This window comes from Pseudoalteromonas distincta (genome assembly GCF_005877035.1).
GTDB lineage: Bacteria > Pseudomonadota > Gammaproteobacteria > Enterobacterales > Alteromonadaceae > Pseudoalteromonas > Pseudoalteromonas distincta.
This window is the reverse complement of the sequence record NZ_CP040558.1, coordinates 3,291,745-3,311,945: the sequence shown is the minus strand read 5'-3', so window position 1 is coordinate 3,311,945 and position 20,201 is coordinate 3,291,745. Positions and strand designations below refer to the sequence as shown.

Annotated in this window: 17 protein-coding genes; 10 read left to right on the top strand and 7 right to left on the bottom strand. The window is 39.4% G+C overall.

What is annotated here, in order from left to right:
• The first annotated feature begins 22 nt into the window (after positions 1–22).
• From cyaY to add, 8 genes are all read left to right on the top strand, one after another.
• Positions 23–346 carry an iron donor protein CyaY gene (gene cyaY, locus FFU37_RS14880; RefSeq protein WP_002960979.1) on the top strand — a complete coding sequence of 108 codons (324 nt, stop codon included), beginning with the start codon at positions 23–25 and terminating at the stop codon, positions 344–346.
• Positions 343–999, top strand: coding sequence for an alpha/beta hydrolase (locus FFU37_RS14875; protein WP_138489812.1), 657 nt, complete (start codon positions 343–345; stop codon positions 997–999). Before cyaY ends, FFU37_RS14875 begins: the two co-directional genes overlap by 4 nt.
• 22 nt (positions 1,000–1,021) lie before the next feature.
• On the top strand, positions 1,022–1,999 hold the full coding sequence (locus FFU37_RS14870; protein ID WP_138489811.1) for a DUF2914 domain-containing protein: 978 nt from the start codon (positions 1,022–1,024) through the stop codon (positions 1,997–1,999).
• 35 nt (positions 2,000–2,034) lie between these two features.
• On the top strand, positions 2,035–2,973 hold the full coding sequence (gene hemC, locus FFU37_RS14865; RefSeq protein ID WP_138489810.1) for a hydroxymethylbilane synthase: 939 nt from the start codon (positions 2,035–2,037) through the stop codon (positions 2,971–2,973).
• Positions 2,974–4,815, top strand: coding sequence for a uroporphyrinogen-III synthase (locus tag FFU37_RS14860; RefSeq protein ID WP_138489809.1), 1,842 nt, complete (start codon positions 2,974–2,976; stop codon positions 4,813–4,815).
• Positions 4,812–5,921 (top strand): heme biosynthesis HemY N-terminal domain-containing protein, encoded by a 1,110-nt coding sequence (locus tag FFU37_RS14855; RefSeq protein WP_138489808.1) that lies wholly within the window; start codon positions 4,812–4,814, stop codon positions 5,919–5,921. The genes FFU37_RS14860 and FFU37_RS14855 overlap by 4 nt, the downstream gene beginning before the upstream one ends.
• A gap of 51 nt (positions 5,922–5,972) precedes the next feature.
• Complete coding sequence (locus tag FFU37_RS14850) at positions 5,973–8,660, top strand: CHASE domain-containing protein (RefSeq protein WP_138489807.1); 2,688 nt, start codon at positions 5,973–5,975, stop codon at positions 8,658–8,660.
• 127 nt (positions 8,661–8,787) lie between these two features.
• Entirely contained in the window at positions 8,788–9,789 is a 1,002-nt protein-coding gene (gene add, locus FFU37_RS14845) for an adenosine deaminase (protein WP_039486862.1), read from the top strand.
• 54 nt (positions 9,790–9,843) lie between these two features.
• Here add and FFU37_RS14840 read toward each other — a convergent pair whose 3' ends face one another.
• Positions 9,844–10,254, bottom strand: coding sequence for a CBS domain-containing protein (locus FFU37_RS14840; RefSeq protein WP_138489806.1), 411 nt, complete (start codon positions 10,252–10,254; stop codon positions 9,844–9,846).
• Between the two features lie 225 nt (positions 10,255–10,479).
• Here FFU37_RS14840 and FFU37_RS14835 point away from each other — a divergent pair, with 225 nt between their 5' ends.
• A complete protein-coding gene (locus tag FFU37_RS14835; RefSeq protein WP_039588252.1) occupies positions 10,480–11,808 on the top strand; it encodes an IS4 family transposase in 1,329 nt (442 codons plus the stop codon).
• Positions 11,809–11,859: 51 nt separating this feature from the next.
• Here FFU37_RS14835 and fre read toward each other — a convergent pair whose 3' ends face one another.
• The 4 genes from fre to FFU37_RS14815 form a co-directional block, all read right to left on the bottom strand.
• Positions 11,860–12,573 carry an NAD(P)H-flavin reductase gene (fre, locus tag FFU37_RS14830; RefSeq protein WP_002960960.1) on the bottom strand — a complete coding sequence of 238 codons (714 nt, stop codon included), beginning with the start codon at positions 12,571–12,573 and terminating at the stop codon, positions 11,860–11,862.
• A gap of 109 nt (positions 12,574–12,682) precedes the next feature.
• The gene (gene ubiD / locus FFU37_RS14825; protein WP_002960958.1) at positions 12,683–14,149 is read right to left on the bottom strand and encodes a 4-hydroxy-3-polyprenylbenzoate decarboxylase; all 1,467 of its coding nucleotides are present in this window, start codon (positions 14,147–14,149) and stop codon (positions 12,683–12,685) included.
• 71 nt (positions 14,150–14,220) lie between these two features.
• Positions 14,221–16,251, bottom strand: coding sequence for a methyl-accepting chemotaxis protein (locus tag FFU37_RS14820; protein WP_138489805.1), 2,031 nt, complete (start codon positions 16,249–16,251; stop codon positions 14,221–14,223).
• Positions 16,252–16,317: 66 nt separating this feature from the next.
• Positions 16,318–16,599, bottom strand: coding sequence for an MliC family protein (locus FFU37_RS14815; RefSeq protein ID WP_024605925.1), 282 nt, complete (start codon positions 16,597–16,599; stop codon positions 16,318–16,320).
• Positions 16,600–16,744: 145 nt separating this feature from the next.
• Between FFU37_RS14815 and FFU37_RS14810 the strand changes: the two genes are divergently transcribed.
• Entirely contained in the window at positions 16,745–17,650 is a 906-nt protein-coding gene (locus FFU37_RS14810; protein ID WP_024595166.1) for a DUF808 domain-containing protein, read from the top strand.
• A 44-nt stretch (positions 17,651–17,694) separates the two neighbouring features.
• Here FFU37_RS14810 and FFU37_RS14805 read toward each other — a convergent pair whose 3' ends face one another.
• A complete protein-coding gene (locus FFU37_RS14805) occupies positions 17,695–18,636 on the bottom strand; it encodes a tetratricopeptide repeat protein (protein WP_138489804.1) in 942 nt (313 codons plus the stop codon).
• Between the two features lie 86 nt (positions 18,637–18,722).
• Positions 18,723–20,123 carry a M20/M25/M40 family metallo-hydrolase gene (locus FFU37_RS14800; protein ID WP_138489803.1) on the bottom strand — a complete coding sequence of 467 codons (1,401 nt, stop codon included), beginning with the start codon at positions 20,121–20,123 and terminating at the stop codon, positions 18,723–18,725.
• Positions 20,124–20,201 lie beyond the last annotated feature (78 nt).

Here is a 20,201-nt window from a genome sequence, read left to right as displayed (position 1 = left end):
CTCGCCTGCAAAGGAAATAACAATGACTGAACACGAATATCACCAATTAGCCGAAGCTCTTATGTTCACTATTGAAGAGCAGGTTGATGATTGCGAAGCTGATTTAGATTATGAATCGGCACAAGGTATTTTAGAAATTATTTTTCCTGATAAAAGTAAAATAGTGATCAATAAGCAAGCACCTCTTCACCAAGTATGGGTTGCGACTAAGTTTAACGGACATCATTTTGAAATGCGTGATGGGTTATGGATTGATAACCGCTCTGGCGCTGAATTTTGGGCGTTTATAAATGAAGCCTCAACTCGCCAAGCAGGCCAAGAAGTTAAGTGGCAATCATCACTATGAGTTTAGAATTTGTTGAATATGCAGCCCAAAGTGAACACAAAGCAACGGTTATTTGGTTACATGGTTTAGGTGACTCTGGGGATGGTTTTGCGCCAGTAGCCCCGCAGCTAAATTTACCAAGCGAGCTTGGTATACGGTTTGTTTTTCCGCATGCGTCAGTGCAACCGGTCACCATAAATGGTGGCATGGAAATGCGCTCTTGGTACGATATTAAGTCTATAGAATTAGATAAGCGTGCCGATGAACAAGGCGTAAGAGATTCTGCTGCAAAGGTAGAAGAGTTAATTAATAAAGAAATTGCTAATGGCATTCCTGCTAATAAAATAATTTTAGCTGGTTTTTCTCAAGGTGGTGTTGTGTCTTTGCATTTAGCGCCGCGCTTTGAGCAAAAGCTTGGGGGTGTTATGGCGCTTTCTACTTATATGTGTGTGCCACACAAATTTGCTGATGAAGCAAAGCATTCTGATTTAAACGTATTTATGGCTCATGGTAGCCAAGATAACGTTGTACCGCACAGTGCGGGTAGAAATGCGTTTGAAGTATTAACAGCACATAACATGGATGTAAGTTGGCAAGAATATCCAATGGCTCATCAAGTTTGCGCAGAAGAATTGCAAGCTATTCGCCAATGGTTAATTGCTCGTTTAAGCTAATTTTGGAACCGCTGAGGTCAATATGAGTCAAAAAATAGTTATAAAAGCAAATGTTAAACGCGAATTACAACAGAGCGTACCAACGGTAAGCTACGAGTGGAATTGGCGTCGTATTGTGAGTATTGCTATGTTGGTATTAATGACCTCTGCAGCAGTTGTTTATGGCTTAACCACCTCTGTTAATGCAGAGCAAGGTGAGCACCCAAATGAGCAGGAACAATTCTTAAGTTTTAGCAGTAACGCTGAAAACCAAACAAGCGATGAGGTAATGGATGTTGAGCCTCAATCATCAGTAAACAATACCCCAGCTGAGTCTGCAGAGGTAACTCAAGCGAGTATTGAACCTTTGTTAGCTGAGCAAAATGAGACTCAACTAAGCATTTCAAGTAATACACCTGCCGAAGTAGACCTTGTAAATAATACCTCGGCTTTGTTGGCTAACAACGATATTGTTACTGATCAAAGCGAAAGTATTAATACAGAGTTAAACTCAAACCTTGATAATGATGTGCAAGAAGAAACCGCAGAAGCCCAAAACGTAACTGAGCCTGCTAGTCAAAGTGACTTACTTTTAGAGTTAGAAAGTGATGATGGCGCATTGAGTGGCACTGAAGGTTTTTCCTCTACAGCACATGTGGCAAGTGTGGCATTGGGCGCGCAAATAGACACGGGTAAAATTAGTCGTGCGGTACTAACTCGTAAAGTAAGTAAGCGTGAGCCTACTAATGTGTTTGCTGCTGATATTAGGTTAAGCCAGTTTGAGGAAGGGTTATCGTTTTTTAGCGAGATTAAAAACCTTCAAGGCCAGCAAGTTAAGCATGTTTGGTCGTTTGAAGGTGAAACGATGGCTGAAATTACACTTAATGTTACTTCGCCTCGTTACAGAACGTACTCAACAAAAAATATCATGAACACACAAACAGGTCATTGGCGTGTTGATGTAGTTGATGAGCAAGGTAATTTAATTGCCCAAAAAGAATTTAGAATTTTAGCTGACTAAAACTGGCTAAACGCAGTAATTAATTGGATACCCCTATGACAGAAAAAACAAAATTAGTACGCATCGCAACGCGCAAAAGCGCTCTAGCACTTTGGCAGGCCGAATTTGTAAAAGCAGAGCTTGAGCGTTTTCATGCAGATGTGCGCGTAGAATTAGTCCCAATGTCGACACAAGGGGATATAATTTTAGATACGCCATTGGCCAAAATTGGCGGTAAAGGCTTATTTGTTAAAGAACTAGAGCAAGCCATGCTAGATGGCCGAGCTGATATTGCCGTACATTCTATGAAAGATGTTCCAGTAGAGTTTCCTCAAGGGCTAGCACTGCATACTATTTGTGAGCGTGAGGATCCACGCGATGCGTTTGTATCAAACAATTTCGCTAATTTAAGTGCCCTACCACAAGGCGCTATTGTTGGTACTTCGAGCTTACGACGCCAGTGCCAAATTAAGGCACTTCGCCCTGATTTAGATATTCGTGATTTACGCGGCAATGTAAATACGCGTTTAGGTAAATTAGATGACGGCCAATATGATGCTATTATTTTAGCGGCTGCAGGGCTTATTCGTTTAGAAATGGAGTCGCGTATTGCTGACTACATTGAGCCAGAAGTGTCATTACCAGCAAATGGTCAAGGCGCTGTAGGTATTGAATGTCGTATTGATGATGAAGTAACCAAAGCATTACTTGCACCACTTGAGCATACACAAACACGTATTCGCGTAAACGCAGAGCGTTCGATGAATCGCTATTTAGAAGGTGGTTGCCAAGTTCCTATTGGTGCTTATGCATTGGTTGATGGCGAACAAGTGCATTTACGTGGTTTAGTTGGTGCTGTTGATGGCAGCGAAATTTTACGTGACGAAGTAACGGGCCATGTAAATGACGCAGAAAAACTAGGTATTGAGCTTGCTAAAAAATTACTAGCTCAAGGTGCAGACAAAATATTAGCTGAAGTTTATAGAGACGCATAAATGACACATATTCTGATAACTCGGCCCGAAGGAAAAGGCGCAGCCCTTGCACAGCAACTTGAGCAAGCGGGTTATCAGGCGTCTTTATTTCCGGTATTAAAAATAACGCATTTAACACCCTCCAGCACTGAGCTTAGTCCACTATTAAATGCAGATAAAATAATATTTATATCGCAAGATTCAGTCAGTGCACTTTCGCAATTAAAACCAGATATAAATACCAAAGCGCAGTTTTATGCGGTTGGACAACAAACAGCCGATGTTATATATGAGCAATTTGGTGTGCGCGCAGCAGTACCAAAGCAGTATGATTCAGAAGGGTTACTTGCGCTTAAATCACTCGCCGAGGTGGATGGCTGTAATATAGTATTAGTTAAGGGCCAAGGTGGCCGCCCTGAGTTAGCTAAAACGCTCAAAGAGCGCGGTGCTTTTTTAAATAATTGTGTTGTGTACAAACGTGAACCGACAGAGAGTATTACCTCTAACTGGACAGACCACTGGAAAAGCCAGAATGTACACGGTATAGTCATAACAAGTAATGCAGCAGTTGATGCTATATTTAAAAGCCTTACTGCACACCAACTACAATGGTTACAACAGTGCCGATTTTATGTTGCCAGCGAGCGTATAGCCGCTTATTTAAAGCTGCAACAGGTAAGTTCGGCTAATATACACATTGCAGCAGGGGCTAGCGATAATGCTATGTTTACCTGCATAAATCAGCAAGGTAGCAACATGAGCGAACAGTCAAAGCCAGTAACGGCAGAAAAAGCCACACCAACAATAGCTAACACGACCTCTGCTAAATCAACTAAGCAAGAGCCTACAGCTACAAAAAATACGGCAGACAAAAGTAAACAAAAAATAAGTAAGGTTGCAGTACTTGCGCTTCTTATTTCGTTAATTGTGGCCTCTGGTGTTGGATACGAGTTTTATCAAAAATTAAATGCTGGTAAGGCGCAAAACCTAGCCGTTAATGAGTTAAGCGAGCAAAATAAGTTACTCACCCAGGAGCTGCAAGCACTTAAATCGGCGCAATCTAATTTGCAACAAGCGCTGTTTAATAGTGAAGAAAAAGTTGCCGCAGCCCTAAATGAAAGTGCAGTTCAAAATCAGCAAGAACTAAAAGCGGCTTTGCAAAAGGCGCAGCAACAAGGCTCATCGTTAAACCCGCAAGAAGTAACCAGCTTACAGCGTATGGCTGAGTTTAAACTATGGGCTGAAAAAGACTACCAAGGGACTAGTGCTGTTTTAAAGCGCTTAGATGGATTACTTAGTGAGCACCCAGGAACAGTTGAAGTTCGCCAAGCGATTATGCAAGATATACAAACACTTGATAGCCTTAAACCTGTTGCAACAGAGGCTATTTATTTACAGCTAAACAGTGTACTAAGCAGTATTGACGACTTAGTTTTTAATGCGGTTAATTTACCAGAAGAAGCAGCTGCAATAGATGAAAATGCTTTAAGTGGTGACGTGAGTGATTGGCAGCAAAACTTGAGTAATAGCTGGAATAAAATTGTGGATAGCTTTATTACTATTCGTCAGCACGAAGGTGTTTCCATTGAGCCATTACTTACGGATCAAGAGCGCCATTTAATAAATCAACGAATCAAGCTTAATATAACTCAGGCACAAGATGCACTTATGAGTAAGCAGGCAAGTATTTTCTTTAGCGCCTTAAGTGAAGCAAAACGTTTAGTTGGTGAGTACTTTAAGCAAGACGATGATACAACAAAAACGGTACTTAAAGCGTTGTCTAAACTTGAAAAAGAGCAGCTAAACTTTAATCCAAAAGTAACCTTAAACAGTACACAAAAGGTTAAGGAGTGGGCGCAATGATAGGGCTAATCATTTTAATTGTAGCTATTGTTGTTGTACTAGCGGTTACTCCATTCGTTCTAGATGAAAAAGGTTATGTACTTATTTCATTTAACAATACGACGATAGAAGGCACGATAGTATCGTTTTGTATAATGGCAGTCATTACCGCTGTTGTTTTATATTTAACATATAAGTTAATTCGTTATTTATTATCGATTTATCATAATACTAAGCATGGCTTTTTTGCACGTAGCCAAGAGCGCAAACAAGCAGCTATTGAGCAGGCTCTTTGGAGTGCTATTAATGATGATTACGAGCACGTAGAACAGGCTTTATTGGGTAATAGCGTACCAGATAAGTTTGAAGATATTCGCTTAGCATTACTTGCAAAAGCAGCGCTTGCTAATAATCAAACAGATAAAGCACTTGAGCGTTTATTTGAAATAAGCCCAGAGCATCAATTAAAAGTAGCAAAGCTATGGTTGGCAAGTGGCGACAGTAGCGCGATTGAATCACAAATGCGTATTAGCGCAGAAGCTAAAAAAGCCACCGCACTTGAGTTAAAGCTTTATGCAGAAGTATTAGTACAGCAACAACACTTTAGTGCGCTGGAAGACTTTTTGCCGCGTTTACTGCGCAAAAAAGCACTTACTGATACACAGTGGATGCAGTTATTTAGTGCTTATTTTAATGCGTTAGATGCAGACAAGCTGAGTGAAAAATATAAACAGCTACCGAAAAAGCTGCAAGCTCATGCCTACACCGCATATTTAATGCAAATGGCGCAAGCAGGTCAATTGGCTGTTATTGAAAGTGACTTAATTAAGATGGTTAAGCACAATGAGCAACACTTAGAGCTTGCAAATATATTAAGTAAAGCAACAGCAGCTGATGCAGCTAAGTTGCAAATAAGCATTCAAGAACGGCTTAAGAAGGATGATTCAAATAATTCACTATTACTTGCGCTAGCTTGCCTTGCTAATGCGAAGGGTGATTATGACTTAGCAGCTAGAATTTTTGATAAAGCACTGAATAGTGAAAATAAAAAACAGTTCGCTGAACAAGCTGTGTTGAGTTATAAAAATAGTGCACAGGCAGAAAAGGCGCTCGTTTTATATCAATAAATGACTACACTATAACTACTTAGCATTTTTTGTAGTTCAGGAGCACAAGCTTTGAGAAAGTTTTTAATATTAACCCTTAGCTTGGCTTGTGCTTACTTCTTTACAGGATACTTTAGCAACTCACTTCTTTCTGTAGATGGCTATGCGGTCGCCTCCTGGCCGCCCTCAGGAATTGCTTTAGCGAGCTTTTTAATTTGGGGACGTAAGTCATTTATTGGCCTTGTTATTGGGGCTTTTTGTACTAACTTAATTCACCTTGAACGCACCGTAGATATTTTTCATTTTATTGTGCTTTTACAAGTTATAGGCATTACTTTAGCCTCTGTTTTACAGGCTTGGATTGGGCGACAAATTATAGTGAATGTTATAAAAGCGCCGTTGAATTTATCTTCTTTAAAACACAGTGTTCAAAGCTTAATAGTAGCGGGGCCAATATGCTGTGTTATTGCTGCAGGTGTAGGAACAAGTTTATTAGCATTGAATAATGTGATTCCGACCAATGCTATTTTTGATAACTTTATAGCATGGTGGATTGGCGACAGTATTGGCGTACTTATATTTACACCTTTAGTACTCGCCGCTTTTAATTACACACAAGTACGCCACCGTATGTTGGTAATTTTACCCTCGCTATTAATTTACATACTGATCAGCGTTAGTTTTTATGGCGCTGCTAGTGTTAAAAAAGAAAAAGATATTCAAAAGCAAGAAGCCAAAATACTTTCTGTGCAAAATGCTATAAGCCAAAAGCTTGATGGTATTACTGCTCATTTAGGCTTATTAGCTACGTTTTTTGCTAGTAGTAGTGACGTGGATTTTAAAGAGTTTAAACAATTTACTTCAAAGCAGTTGGACTACAGCCAAGAAATTCTGGCTTTTGAATGGATACCTTATATACCAGCAAATAAACTCGCAGATTTTGAGACACATGAAAATCCAGCCACAGGCAAACCTCTATATATAAAAGAAAAGTCACTAGATGGAGCTTGGCAACCTGCAGGTACGCGTAGTAATTACTTTCCAGTAAAGTACGTATATCCCTTAAAAGGTAATGAAGATGTTTTAGGGTTTGATTTAGCTTCTAGTAAAGTAAGAGGTGCAGCGCTTAGCAAAGCGAAAGAGCTTAATGAACTTGCACTAAGTGAGCCAATTAATTTGGTCCAAAATACAGCCGAACACGGTGTGCTTTTTTTATATCCTGTTTTTGGAGAGTCCTCTACCGAAGATGATTTTCAAGGCTTTGTGGCAGCGATTGTCAGCCTGAAACGCTTATCGCAAACACTATTATTTGATCACAACAACTCAATTTCAGCTAGTTTTTTTGACACAACGATACCAGGGAAAAAGCAGGCAATTTATATTGCAGATACCGCTAATTCGCAAGCGCTATTTAAAGAATATCAATTGTTGATTGGCAAACGTATGTGGCAGGTTGAGTTATATGAGCCAATAGTTAGAACGTCTTGGTTAGTATATTGGCTTGCACAAATAGTAGGTATGTTGTTTGTGTGGTTACTGATTACATTTTTGATTTCAGTTACTGGTACAAACATACAAATTCGCGAACAAGTGGCTAAGCAAACACATACACTACGCAAAGAAAAACAAAAAGCAGATGAAGCGAGTCATATAAAGGGGCAGTTTTTAGCAAATATGAGCCACGAAGTCCGTACCCCTATTAACGGTATAAAAGGGCTGCATTATTTAGCGCTCCAGCAAAATGATTGGCAACAAGCTAGAAGTTACATAGAGCAAGCAGATGGGGCACTGGGTGTTTTACTGAGGGTATTAAACGATGTGCTCGACTTTTCAAAAATGGAAGCAGGCAAGCTAGACTTAATGCAAGAGCCTATTAATGTAGCGAGTTTAGCGGATGAAATGCTTAATTTACTTCAATTTGAGGCTGATATTAAATCAATAAAGTTAAGTCTCGATTTTGATAAAACATCAAATTTGGTCATCAATACCGATCCAATCCGCTTAAAACAAGTGCTGCTGAACCTGCTCAATAATGCGGTTAAATTTACAGGGGAAGGTGAAATCACTCTGAAAATTTGGCAGTCGAAAAAAATGACTTATTTTAGTATTAACGATACGGGTATTGGTATTAGTAGCGAAGCACAGAAACAATTGTTTAAACCGTTCGCGCAAGCTGATAGCTCAACCTCACGTCAATATGGTGGTACAGGCTTAGGATTAAGTATTTGCAGAAAACTAGTTGAGTTAATGGGTGGTGCAATTGATTTAGTTAGTTATGAAGGTAAAGGCTCTACATTTACATTTAGTTTGCCGCTAATATCGCCTTTACCAAAGGCAGAGCAAATTCAGCAGCAATACAACGAAATAGACGTAAGTACATTATCATTTACAGGCTATAAATTACTTTTAGTAGAAGATAATCCACTTAATCAGCATGTTGCTAATGCTATTTTAAAAACGAAAGGCTGTATTGCCGACATTGCTAACGATGGTTTTGAGGCCATAGAAAAGCTAGCCGAAAATAGCTACGACATTGTTCTTATGGATATTCAAATGCCAAAAATGGATGGACTCAAAGCAACAAAAGTAATTCGTCGTGATTTAGAGTTAATTGATTTACCCATAATAGGGCTATCGGCGAACGCCCATGACGATGACGTTAAAAAGGCACTAGCTTGTGGAATGAATGGTTATATTACCAAACCTATTGATGCAAATACGCTTTTTAAAACTCTTTGGCACCACTTATCAGGAAAATAAGCTGTATCATTTTTTTGCACAAAAAGCAGACATATGACCGCTAAAACTTACCGCAAATCATATAGACTTGAAAAATAACTGTATCTGCGTATCATGCGCGCAAATTTAACTAAACTGGGTTGCTATTATGATCAATAGAAAATTACCTTTGCTAGATATTCACCGCCATTTAGACGGTAATGTACGTGCGCAAACCATATTAGAACTTGGTCGACAGTTTAATATAGAGCTACCTGCAGATAACGTTGAAGCATTAATCCCTCATGTTCAAGTTATTGATCCTGAACCAAACCTCATGGCTTTTTTACAAAAGTTAGATTGGGGAGTTACTGTGCTTGGCGACTACGATGCGTGTAGACGTATCGCAATTGAAAACATTGAAGATGCACAAGCACAAGGTCTTGATTATGTGGAGCTTCGATTTAGCCCTTACTACATGGCACAAAGCCAAGGTTTACACCCAGAAGGCGTTGTAGAGGCAGTTGTTGATGGTATTAAATCAGCAACAAAAGGCGCAAATATAAAAGCTAACTTGATTGGTATTTTATCGCGTACTTATGGCGTAAAAACGTGTCAAAAAGAGCTTGATGCATTACTCGCATTTAAAAATGATTTAGTTGCTGTTGATTTAGCCGGTGACGAAATTGGCTTCCCGGGTGAGTTGTTTGTAGAGCACTTTAAACAAGTACGAAATGCGTATTTAGCTTCGACTGTCCATGCTGGAGAAGCACTTGGTGCTCCAAGTATTTGGCAAGCAATTAATGAGTTGGGTGCGAGCAGAATAGGGCATGGCGTTAAAGCAATTGAAGATCCAAAACTAATGGATTATTTACGCGATAACCGTATTGGTATTGAGTCATGCTTAACAAGTAATATTCAAACCAGTACAGTAAACGATTTAACTAAGCACCCACTTAAACAGTTTTTAGATCATGGTATTTTAGCGTGTATTAATACTGATGATCCTGCGGTTGAAGGTATTGAAATTGAGTATGAATATACCGTTGCTGCACCTAAAGCAGGCTTATCTCAAGCTGATATGGAAAAAGCCCAAAAAAATGCTTTAGAAATAGCATTTTTAAGCGATGGCGATAAAAAAGAACTTTTAGCACTCGTTAGCGCACGTTAATGTAAGAGCATTAAAAATGCCGCTTTATATAAGCGGCATTTTTGTATCTGCAATTTAGTGTGTTTGGCAGCTTATGTAATTATCGTAAAGTGCTTTAAGTACATCTGCTCGGCTGATCATACCGATTACTTTAATGCCCTCTACAACAGGGTAGTTTTTTGGTTTACCAGGCTGCATCTGCTGTGCAAGCTCAATAATGTTGGTATCGCCGCTAACGGTCACTACCTCTGTTTGCATAAGCTGCGATACTTTAACCATCCCATCACAAAAATAACTGCTTTGAGTAAGTGGTTGTAACAGCTCTTGCTCTGATATAAATCCAACTAAGCATTTATCTTTATCAAATACTGGTGCGCCAAGTAGTTTAAATTTTTGTAGTTCTGCTATGGCTGTCGTCATTTCTGTATCTGGTGTGATATTTGGCAACTTGCGTTGCATAAAATCTTTTACTTTTGTATTTAGCATTTGGGTCTCTCCCGCTGATGTTCTATACAAAGTATGGTTTATAGATAGGGATTTAGGAAATTGTTTATATTGATGGAGTTGATAGGTTTTAACTATTAAATATTTGTTGTTATAAAAATAAAGGCACCGATTAGGTTAATGCCGATCAGTTAAGAAAATGACCGGTTGACCGATCCAAACGATCATGCAAAATCCGTAGTTAGGAAACTAACTACGGATTTTTTTGTGAATATAGAACAAGCACTGCAAGCAACACTTGAAGAAAGCAGCCGATACCATACCTTTGAAAAATTATCAGAAATTCTTGACCCTGAAATCATTGAACAAGGTTTTCAACAAGCAGGGATTGCAACCGTTCGTAAGCGAAGATTACCGCTTGAAGCCGTTTTGTGGTCAGTTATTGGCATGGCATTGTTTCGAAAAGAATCAGTTTGGAATATCGCTAATAAGCTAGATATCATGTTACCTGGCAAGAACCAACTCGTTGCTCCAAGTGCGATGGTACAGGCTAGACAAAGGTTAGGTGATGATTCCGTTAAACACGTTTTCAATAAATCTGCTCAATCAATGTATAAGCAACAGTCATTCGAAACATGGAATGGTTTGAACCTATTAGCTGTTGACGGTGTTGTGTGGCGAACAGCCGACACGCCTGATAATCGTAAAGCCTTCTCTTCAGGTAGCAACCAATACGGTGATACAGCCTTTCCTCAAATACGCATGGTCTGTCATATGGAATTGACCAGCCATCAACTTCTCAGTAGCGAGTTTGATAACTATAAAACCAACGAGATGAAATTAGCTGAGCGTTTAATTGAACGTACACCAGATAATTCACTGACTATGTTTGATAAAGGATATTATTCTTTAGGCCTGTTAAACCGTTGGCATCAAACTGGGGAGATGAGGCACTGGCTGATACCAGCAAGGCCCGACTTACAGTATGAAATCATCTCCAGCGCGGGTAAAAATGACCATATCATTGAATTGAAAACCACAAAGCATGCACAAAAAAACTTTCCCGATGTTCCTGAAACGATTAAAGCGAGATTAATCAGCAAAACAATAAAGGGCAAAAGCTACCGTATATTAACCTCGATGACGGATAGATTGCGTTATCCAGGTAATGAAATTGTTGAATTATATTGTCATCGTTGGGAGATAGAACTTGGGTTTAGAGAAATCAAACAAACCATGCTTGATAGCGCATACCATTTAAGAAGTAAGCGTCCAGACATGGTGCGTCAGGAGCTATGGGCCGTGTTACTCGCCTATAATTTAATACGAAGAATAATGACGATGGCGGCGACAGTCACAGGGATATGGCCTAACCAGCTTAGTTTCTCTAGCAGTTCGATGGCTGTCATTCAGTATTTCTCGTCAGTATCTATAATGAGCCCAGGGAACATTCCAATACACTGGCAGCACTTACTCGATACACTGGTCTTATTTAAGCTTCCAGCTAGACGAGAGGATAGAAGATATCCCCGATGGGTTAAGCCAAAACCATCTAAGTATCCCCATAAAAAGAAAGATGCCAGTCAGCTTAACTGACTGGCATTAACCGATTAGGTGCCTTTATTTATAACTGAAAGTAAATTTCAATTATTTGATAAATGCGAATGCATCTGCGTACATGTTTTCACGAATTGCACCATGAGTAATAAAGTCATCACGGACAATACCTATCATGTCAAAACGACCTGCCATATAAATATCGTATGGTTCTAGTGACACAATATCTTGCATTACTGCTTTGTGTACATAGCCAGTGTGTCCTTGCCAATTAGCAGATGGATTTTCTACTACAGGAATAAACTTAAAGTTCTCATGGCTATCTGCCCATGTTTGCATTTCTGTATGTGCATATAAAGCAGATTCTTCTTTTACGCCCCAGTAAAACAATACAGGACGGTCGCATTTTATTTCAGCTAAATGATCAGCCATTGATTTTGCGTATGAAAAACCAGTACCACCGGCGAGTAAAATAATAGGGCGCTCACATTGCAGGCGCAACTGTGAAATACCCAAGCCAGCTTCAATGTCTACTAACTGCCCTGTGGTATGGGCGTTTCGTAAATGCTCTAACGATTGCATTGCATACGAATCGGCACCTGAGGCGCCAATATGCAGTTCTATTGCATCGCACTGTGAAGGGCGACTAGCTATAGAAAAAGCACGTTTGTCTTTTTCGCCTAATACGAGTTGCATGTATTGGCCAGCTTCAAAGGTCACAGGTTGTTGTGGCTTTAAAATTACTTTATGAACAAATTCTGTAAGTGGGCTGATAGCTACAACTTCAGCTTTTAATGTTTGCATTTTTTACCTTTTAGCAGCGCTTGTAACAGCAGATACGCAATCGAATAGCTCGATTCTAGCATATCTGCAGGGTTATTTTATAGCCTGATATGTACTTACATATAAACACTTAAACAATATTAAGGCTTTCCCAAATATCATCTACGCGGTCTTTGGTGTCTTTATCCATAACAATAGGCTCGCCCCATTCGCGGGTGGTTTCGCCAGGCCATTTATTGGTAGCATCCATTCCCATTTTTGAACCAAGACCTGAGACTGGTGATGCAAAATCGAGATAATCAATAGGTGTGTTTTCTATTAATGTTGTATCACGCGCTGGATCCATTCGGGTTGTTATAGCCCAAATAACATCTTCCCAATCGCGGGCGTTAACATCGTCATCGCAGACGATTACAAATTTGGTGTACATAAACTGACGTAAGAACGACCAAACTCCCATCATCACGCGCTTAGCATGGCCTGGATATTGTTTTTTCATTGTTACAATCGCCATACGATATGAGCACCCTTCAGGCGGAAGGTAAAAGTCGACAATTTCAGGGAATTGCTTTTGTAGTATCGGCACAAACACTTCATTAAGTGCCACACCTAAAATAGCAGGCTCATCAGGCGGACGGCCGGTAAATGTGCTGTGATAAATAGGATCTTTACGATGCGTTAAATGAGTGACCGTCATTACTGGAAAGTCATCGACTTCATTATAGTAACCGGTATGGTCACCATAAGGGCCTTCTGGCGCCATTTCACCAGGCATTATGTAACCTTCAAGTACTATTTCTGCACTGGCAGGGACTTGTAGGTCATTTGAAATAGATTTTACAACTTCGGTTCTGCTGCCACGTAATAACCCAGCGAATGCATATTCGCTTAGAGTGTCAGGTACAGGCGTTACGGCACCTAATATAGTGGCAGGATCGGCACCTAATGCTACCGATACAGGGTAGGGTTGCCCTGGGTTTTCTTTACACCATTCTTGAAAATCAAGCGCGCCACCACGATGTGACAACCAGCGCATAATTATTTTATTTTTGCCTAATAATTGCTGGCGATAAATACCTAAATTTTGGCGCTTTTTATAAGGCCCTTTAGTAACGGTAAGGCCCCAAGTAATTAATGGCGCTGCATCACCTGGCCAGCAATGTTGAATAGGTAATTTAGTTAAATCTACATCATCACCTTCTAAAACTACTTGCTGGCAAGGTGCTTTTTTAACTTCTTTTGCAGGCATATTAAGCACTTGCTTAAAAATAGGTATAGCGCCTAGTGCTTCTTTAATACCCTTTGGTGGATCAGGTTCTTTTAAAAAAGCGAGTAGCTTACCCACTTCGCGAAGCTCGCTAACATCTGTTTGGCCCATGCCCATTGCTACGCGTTTTGGTGTACCAAATAAGTTGGTAAGTACCGGCATATCGTAGCCTTTTGGGTTTTCAAATAATAACGCTGGGCCTTTTGCACGTAAGGTGCGATCAGATATTTCGGTCATTTCAAGATACGGGTCGATTTCTTGGGTGATACGTTTAAGTTCGCCTTTTTTTTCAAGCAAATCGATAAAATCACGTAGATCTTTATATTTCATTGTGGGCCGCTATTAAGCAAAAGAGTTAAAGTATTATACCCATTTCATGCAAGCCAAGTCATTACTTGCACTTAAAACTTAAAGCGCTCTACGGCACTCGTTAAAGAGTGTGCAAGTTGGTTTACGTCTTCACTTTCGCTTGCTAGGGTTGTCGCGTTTTGGGCATTCAAGGTTGCTTGCTCTGTCACCTTTGCCATTATTTGTTGAATGTCGCCACTGTTAGTCAATTGCTCATGTGATGCATGAGCAATTTGCTCACTCATCTGATTAACAGACAACAATGTGCTTTTAATACGCTCTACGGCTTTATTTAGTTCAGTGCTGTTTTTAACACATTGCTTGGCTTGGTGTTGGCCATCAGTAATGTGTTCTTGAGTTGTTTTAGTGTGTTGTTGCAATGTTTGGATCATGGTGTTTATTTCGCTAGTCGAGGTTTGTGTACGTGCAGCTAATGATCGAACCTCATCAGCAACTACAGCAAACCCGCGTCCGTTTTCACCCGCTCGCGCTGCTTCAATTGCAGCATTAAGTGCAAGTAAGTTAGTCTGCTCGGCAATGCTACTAATTGTTTCAACAATGGCTTCAATAAGCTGGGTGTACTGTGCGAGTTCTTCTGTGCTGCCTACTGCTTTATCAAGACGCTGCAATAAAGTTTCTATACTTAGACTATTTTGATTAGCAATCTCGTTTACATCATTTGCAAATTGCGATGCGTTTGTTATTTCACTTGATGTTTTATCTGCTTGTTCATAAACCGCTTGTGAGTTGATTAGCATATTTTGTGCAAGCGATGTTGCCTGCGCGCTTCGCTCTAACTGCTGTTGTGCAACAACCGTCATTTGCTGACCTTTTTCACTGGTTTTAATAGCGCTGCGGTCTAGCTCGTGGGCGTCACTACTAATTGCACCAATTAGGTTAGTAAGGTCTTCACTGAGTTTATTTATGTTATTTAGCAAAGTACCAAATTCATCTTTACTACGTGGGTGGCTTCGCTTTGATAAATCACCTGAGGCGATTCGGGCTAAATCGCGGTTTACTTTTTTAAGCGGTTTTAGCATTGCGCGAGTTGTAAAAATAGAGATGGCGATAATCAATATAATTAAAACAATCGTAATAATTACTACAGAACTGATCCCTGTATTTATGGCGGCCTTTGCATTAGTTTGTAAGGCATTAAAGCGCTCATCAGCCAATTTATTAAGTTCAATAAGCTGACCTTCTGTTGTTATAAATTGCTGTTGAAAGTGTTCAAAATTTTGAGCCGCAGCAATAGTACTTTTGAGTACTTTATTTTGTTGGGCATAAATTCCTGTATCGTTGTTAAGTAACTCTCTTAATTGATTAAACTTAGCCGTTAAATTTTTAGCATTAAACGCATTATTAAAAGGTAGGGCTTGTTGCTCTAAATAGGTGAAATTAGGTTGGATGTTATCTAGTAGAAATAGGGTATCTTGCTGATGGCTATTTAAATCATTGATACTTGTAGTTTGAGTAATGCTTTTTATATTATTACTTAAGTTAAACAATAAATCGTCTATACGGGTCGCTGTTCCAAACATAGCATTAAGTAATGCCTGCTGTTTTACAGGCACTTCTAAAAGTTCTATATCAAGTAAGTTAGAACTTAAATTGTAAAGTTGCTCGTTAAACGTTGCTGATAATTCTATGGTGGAATTTTGCGCTACAAACTTACGCTCTTTAGCGCTAAACATTGCGACACTTACTTCAGTCAGTTGCTCGAAACCTGCGTTGGTACTGGTGAGTAAATTTTGCATTGTTATTTGTTGATTTAGTTGAGTGCTTAACGAATTGAGCATATCGCTAAATTGTTGTTGCTCAACTTGCGCCTGTTTTTTATTTTGTTGAAGTAAATCAAGGTTTGCTTGGCTGTAAGCTAAGGCGTTAAATTTGGTAATAGACAGTAATGATAACCTTAAATCTTTGCTGAACTGTTGTACCGGAACCGCTAATTTTTCGGTTCGGGTATTGTTAACGCTAATTTTGTTTAATGACCAATAAAAAAATACACTACTTGTTAGCACCAATATGCCAATGGCTGTAAAGGCTAAAATTATTTTATGTTTGATCGCAATTGAACGCATAACTTCATCACAATAATGGGTCTTTAATTATTGTAGCATTATTGTAATTTATTGGTTGTTTTTATGTTAAACCTTGGTGCACTGTCTTTTTTTACCTGCAATGATTAACATGGCTTCCTTACCCTTACCCCAAAACAGTACCTCTTCACTTATATATTTATTCCCTGAGGCACTTTTTTCGTGATTAAGTACATGCACTTTATTGTTAAAGATAAGTTCGGCTTCAGAATTATTAATAATATTGAGTTTTACGCTCTCATCATCGCATTGGTAAGCAGTACTGGTTTTTAAATCACTACATGCGGTTAAGCTTAGTAAAATAGCGATTAATGCTAAATATACTTTCATTTTTCCTCCCATCTTCTTTAAACGTTAGTTAAAACACAGGGCAAAATTTTAATCTAATGTAAGAATAACAAAGCAAAATTAACCGTTGGTGAAAGTAGCGCTTTAAGTTATGTTTATAGCAATATTTTTTGAGCTCGGAAGCTTTATGGCAGGCACTAACCTTTTAACGTTATTAGATGATATAACCACTTTACTTGATGACATTGCGACAATGAGTAAGGTTGCAACAAAAAAAACAGCGGGTGTATTAGGCGATGACTTAGCGCTCAATGCACAGCAGGTTACAGGTGTAGCAGCAGAGCGTGAATTACCGGTTGTTTGGGCTGTGGCAAAGGGCTCATTTTTAAATAAAGCGATACTCGTACCCGCTGCTTTATTAATAAGCGTATGGCTGCCTTGGTTAATAACACCGCTTCTAATGATGGGTGGTTTGTTTTTATGTTTTGAGGGAGCTGAAAAAGTATTTGCTAAGTTTTTGCCTCATAACAGTGAGGCGGTAGACGAAGATGAAAAGTTAGATTTAGTTGAGTACGAAAAACAAAAAATAAAAGGGGCAATAAGAACCGACTTTATTCTTTCTGCCGAAATTATTGTGATTACTTTAGGTACTGTGGCAGGTGCTACATTGCTTAATCAAGCTTTAGTGCTTTGTGTTATCGCAATTATAATGACTATTGGTGTTTATGGCTTAGTGGCAGGTATTGTAAAACTGGATGATGCCGGACTTTATTTACTCAACCAATCAAAGGTAACAGCTAATAAATTTAAAGAATTACTTGGGAAAGGCTTACTCGCAGCAGCGCCTAGGTTGATGCAGTTTTTAGCATTTGCGGGCACCATCGCGATGTTTTTAGTCGGTGGCGGGATTTTAGTACATGGTGTTGAGTTACTGCATCATACTCAAGTCGATGTAACAAACTATGCCCAATCTGTTGCTGGCGGTACAGGAGAGGTATTAGCTCCTCTATTGTTTGATGGTTTGCTAGGCGTGATTGCTGGCTTAGTTGTTGTGCTTATACATGTAGGTTATACAAAGTTATTTAAAAAATAATTCCAAGCTGGCGTACTTGTTGCGCCAGCTATATTGAAATTCACTCATTCACAGTTAGCTATTTTACAAAGAGATTCCAATTCAAATTGTGCTTTAGTATTTTTTTGCTCAATGGCCTTTTTGTACCAATAAATAGCCTGCTGTTGATCCTGATCTATTCCCTGACCATCACGATACATTTGCGCTAAATTTAATTGCCCCCATTGAGAGCCCGCTTCAGCAGCTTGTTTAAAGCTATTAAATGCTTCAACAAACAAACCATCTTTAAAATAAATAATGCCTTGTTGATTGTTTTTATCGAGCTTTAAGCCTTTATATAGTGGCTTAGGTTTGGGAGGATGCATCACAAACCCACCATAAAGGATGTTGGCATAGGGGCGCAGCACGTCGTAAATAGCTTCGTCGTTGTAAAGGCGTGCTACTTCATTACGAGGGAGGGTGATTGTTTTAGTGGAAAAGTAATTGTCTTGAATTAGCTGGCTAGTACGCATTGCCAAAGTAATACTATTATTACGTTTATAGCTGTAGTTGCTTATCTGAAAGGTAATAAACTGTTTATCAAAACTTAAAACTTGAGCAATTCTTAAATTGGTTAGGGTCCAGGGCTCGTGTGTAAATTTGTCGGCGTGTACTAAGTAAGTATCATATATTTTAGGCGTATTTAAATAGCCTTCCTTTCGAGTCTCGCTATTAAGGTGCTGTTGATAAAAAAATAAAACAATCCAAAGTAATAAAAATACACCAATAAAGTATTTAGGTAGGCTTAGTTTTTCTATTAACGGTAGTTGCGTTATTTTTACAGGTTCGCTTTTTCCGCATTGATAGCACTCGCGTTTATAGCTTAATTTTAAGGCAAGCATAGGTAAAATGCTAAATCGTAAATAGCGGCTTTTATTTACTAAATGGTAGGCGTCGCTTTGACAATGAGGGCAGCGTGTTGTTTGTGCAAAATGTGGAAATGATTCACTCGTGTTGAAAAGTAACATAAAGCACGCTCCTTGTTTAATTACCTAAAGGTAAAACAAGAAGCGTGTTAGTTAAAGCCACAAACTGTAAGTAAGTATGTCTGTTATTACTTATTTTGAGCTTTAGGCTTAATTGTTGTTTTTGAATCAGCAGCCATTAGAGCAAATACAGCGTATGCAGCGGTATTTTGACGCAGCTTAGCAGGTGTTACTTTATCAAGCGTATCGTCAGCTGTATGGTGGTAATCAAAGTAATCTGTACCATCTTGAGCAAGTTCAAAAATAGGTGCTGAGGTTGCTGCTTTAAGTGGAATTAGATCAGGGCCACCATTCGCTTGGTTTTTACCAATATGCTCAATATTTAACGGCGAAAGTTCTTTTGCAATAGCACGCACTACAGGAAGTGACTCTGCGCTTACGTTCGATTCAAAAGCATATACAACATCGGCGCCAAAATCAGACTCAGCTGCTGCAACAATATTGCTTAGCTCGTTTTTATGCTCTGCAAAATAAGCTTTTGCACCCCAAAGACCTAGCTCTTCAGCTGCAAAAAGTACCACACGAATACTGCGCTTAGGACGTTTTACATCGCTAATATGTTTAGCGGCTGCCATTGTTAGCGCAACGCCTGCACCGTCATCTAGTGCGCCAGTCCCTAAGTCCCAAGAATCTAAATGCCCGCCAATTAATACATATTGCTCAGGGTTTTCGGTACCATTAAATTGGCCAATAACGTTATAACCTGTGCCTTCACCAAGGCTTTCGGTTTGCACATTAATATTTACCGATACGTCTTTATCTAAAGCAATGAGTCGTGCAATCTGATCGGCATCTGGGTTAGCAATGGTTACATTAGGTATTTTTGTAACACCTTCTTTGTAGTAACTACCGCCAGTGTGTGCAAAACGATGATGACCGGTACTTACCGAGCGCATCATGTAGGCAACAGCGCCTTTTTTAGACGCTTCTATAGCGCCTGTGCCACGTGCTTTTACAGCAGGTCCGTAACCATTCCCGTCTATATCGCGGTTCATGCGGTAATTAATATACGCAATTTTACCTTTTAGGCTATTTGCAGGTGCTGCAATTAGCTCATCAAGTGTTTCGAATAAGACTACTGGCGCTGTGATCCCATCTTTAGGCGTGCTTATACTGTTACCTAATGCAGTTAAATGTAGAGGTTGCTCGCTTGGTGTTAGTATTTTTCCGCTTTCGCTATAACGGCGCCATTCAGGAAAAGTCGCTTCTTCAAGCCATACTTTATCAAAACCAAGCTCATTAAATTTAGCTTGAGCCCATGCCACTGCTTTTTTATCATTTTCAGTACCAGGTAAGCGAGGGCCAACCTCAGTTGTTAATGACTCTAGTAATTTATAGCTTAGATCACTATTTAGAGCAGAGGTGCGCACTTCATTGACTTGTTGTAATTGCTTTTGGGTAAATTCGGCGTTGTTAGCGTTTGCAGCCATACTGCTAGTAAGCAGAAGTGCGGTAATTAATTTTTTCATTTGGGTAAGCCTTTTTAATAATTAGCGCTATTAGAACATGTAACAAACATTATAAAAAATAGATGAGATGAATAGGCT

Excerpts from the sequence above, each read along its gene's own strand:
- FFU37_RS14860 (WP_138489809.1), top strand. The coding sequence starts at position 2,974 with ATGACACATATTCTGATAACTCGGCCCGAAGGAAAAGGCGCAGCCCTT.
- FFU37_RS14815 (WP_024605925.1), bottom strand. The coding sequence starts at position 16,599 with ATGAAAGTATATTTAGCATTAATCGCTATTTTACTAAGCTTAACCGCA.
- FFU37_RS14855 (WP_138489808.1), top strand. The coding sequence starts at position 4,812 with ATGATAGGGCTAATCATTTTAATTGTAGCTATTGTTGTTGTACTAGCG.
- FFU37_RS14800 (WP_138489803.1), bottom strand. The coding sequence starts at position 20,123 with ATGAAAAAATTAATTACCGCACTTCTGCTTACTAGCAGTATGGCTGCA.
- FFU37_RS14840 (WP_138489806.1), bottom strand. The coding sequence starts at position 10,254 with ATGCTAAATACAAAAGTAAAAGATTTTATGCAACGCAAGTTGCCAAAT.
- FFU37_RS14875 (WP_138489812.1), top strand. The coding sequence starts at position 343 with ATGAGTTTAGAATTTGTTGAATATGCAGCCCAAAGTGAACACAAAGCA.
- cyaY (WP_002960979.1), top strand. The coding sequence starts at position 23 with ATGACTGAACACGAATATCACCAATTAGCCGAAGCTCTTATGTTCACT.
- fre (WP_002960960.1), bottom strand. The coding sequence starts at position 12,573 with ATGCAAACATTAAAAGCTGAAGTTGTAGCTATCAGCCCACTTACAGAA.
- add (WP_039486862.1), top strand. The coding sequence starts at position 8,788 with ATGATCAATAGAAAATTACCTTTGCTAGATATTCACCGCCATTTAGAC.
- hemC (WP_138489810.1), top strand. The coding sequence starts at position 2,035 with ATGACAGAAAAAACAAAATTAGTACGCATCGCAACGCGCAAAAGCGCT.
- FFU37_RS14820 (WP_138489805.1), bottom strand. The coding sequence starts at position 16,251 with ATGCGTTCAATTGCGATCAAACATAAAATAATTTTAGCCTTTACAGCC.
- FFU37_RS14870 (WP_138489811.1), top strand. The coding sequence starts at position 1,022 with ATGAGTCAAAAAATAGTTATAAAAGCAAATGTTAAACGCGAATTACAA.
- FFU37_RS14810 (WP_024595166.1), top strand. The coding sequence starts at position 16,745 with ATGGCAGGCACTAACCTTTTAACGTTATTAGATGATATAACCACTTTA.
- ubiD (WP_002960958.1), bottom strand. The coding sequence starts at position 14,149 with ATGAAATATAAAGATCTACGTGATTTTATCGATTTGCTTGAAAAAAAA.
- FFU37_RS14805 (WP_138489804.1), bottom strand. The coding sequence starts at position 18,636 with ATGTTACTTTTCAACACGAGTGAATCATTTCCACATTTTGCACAAACA.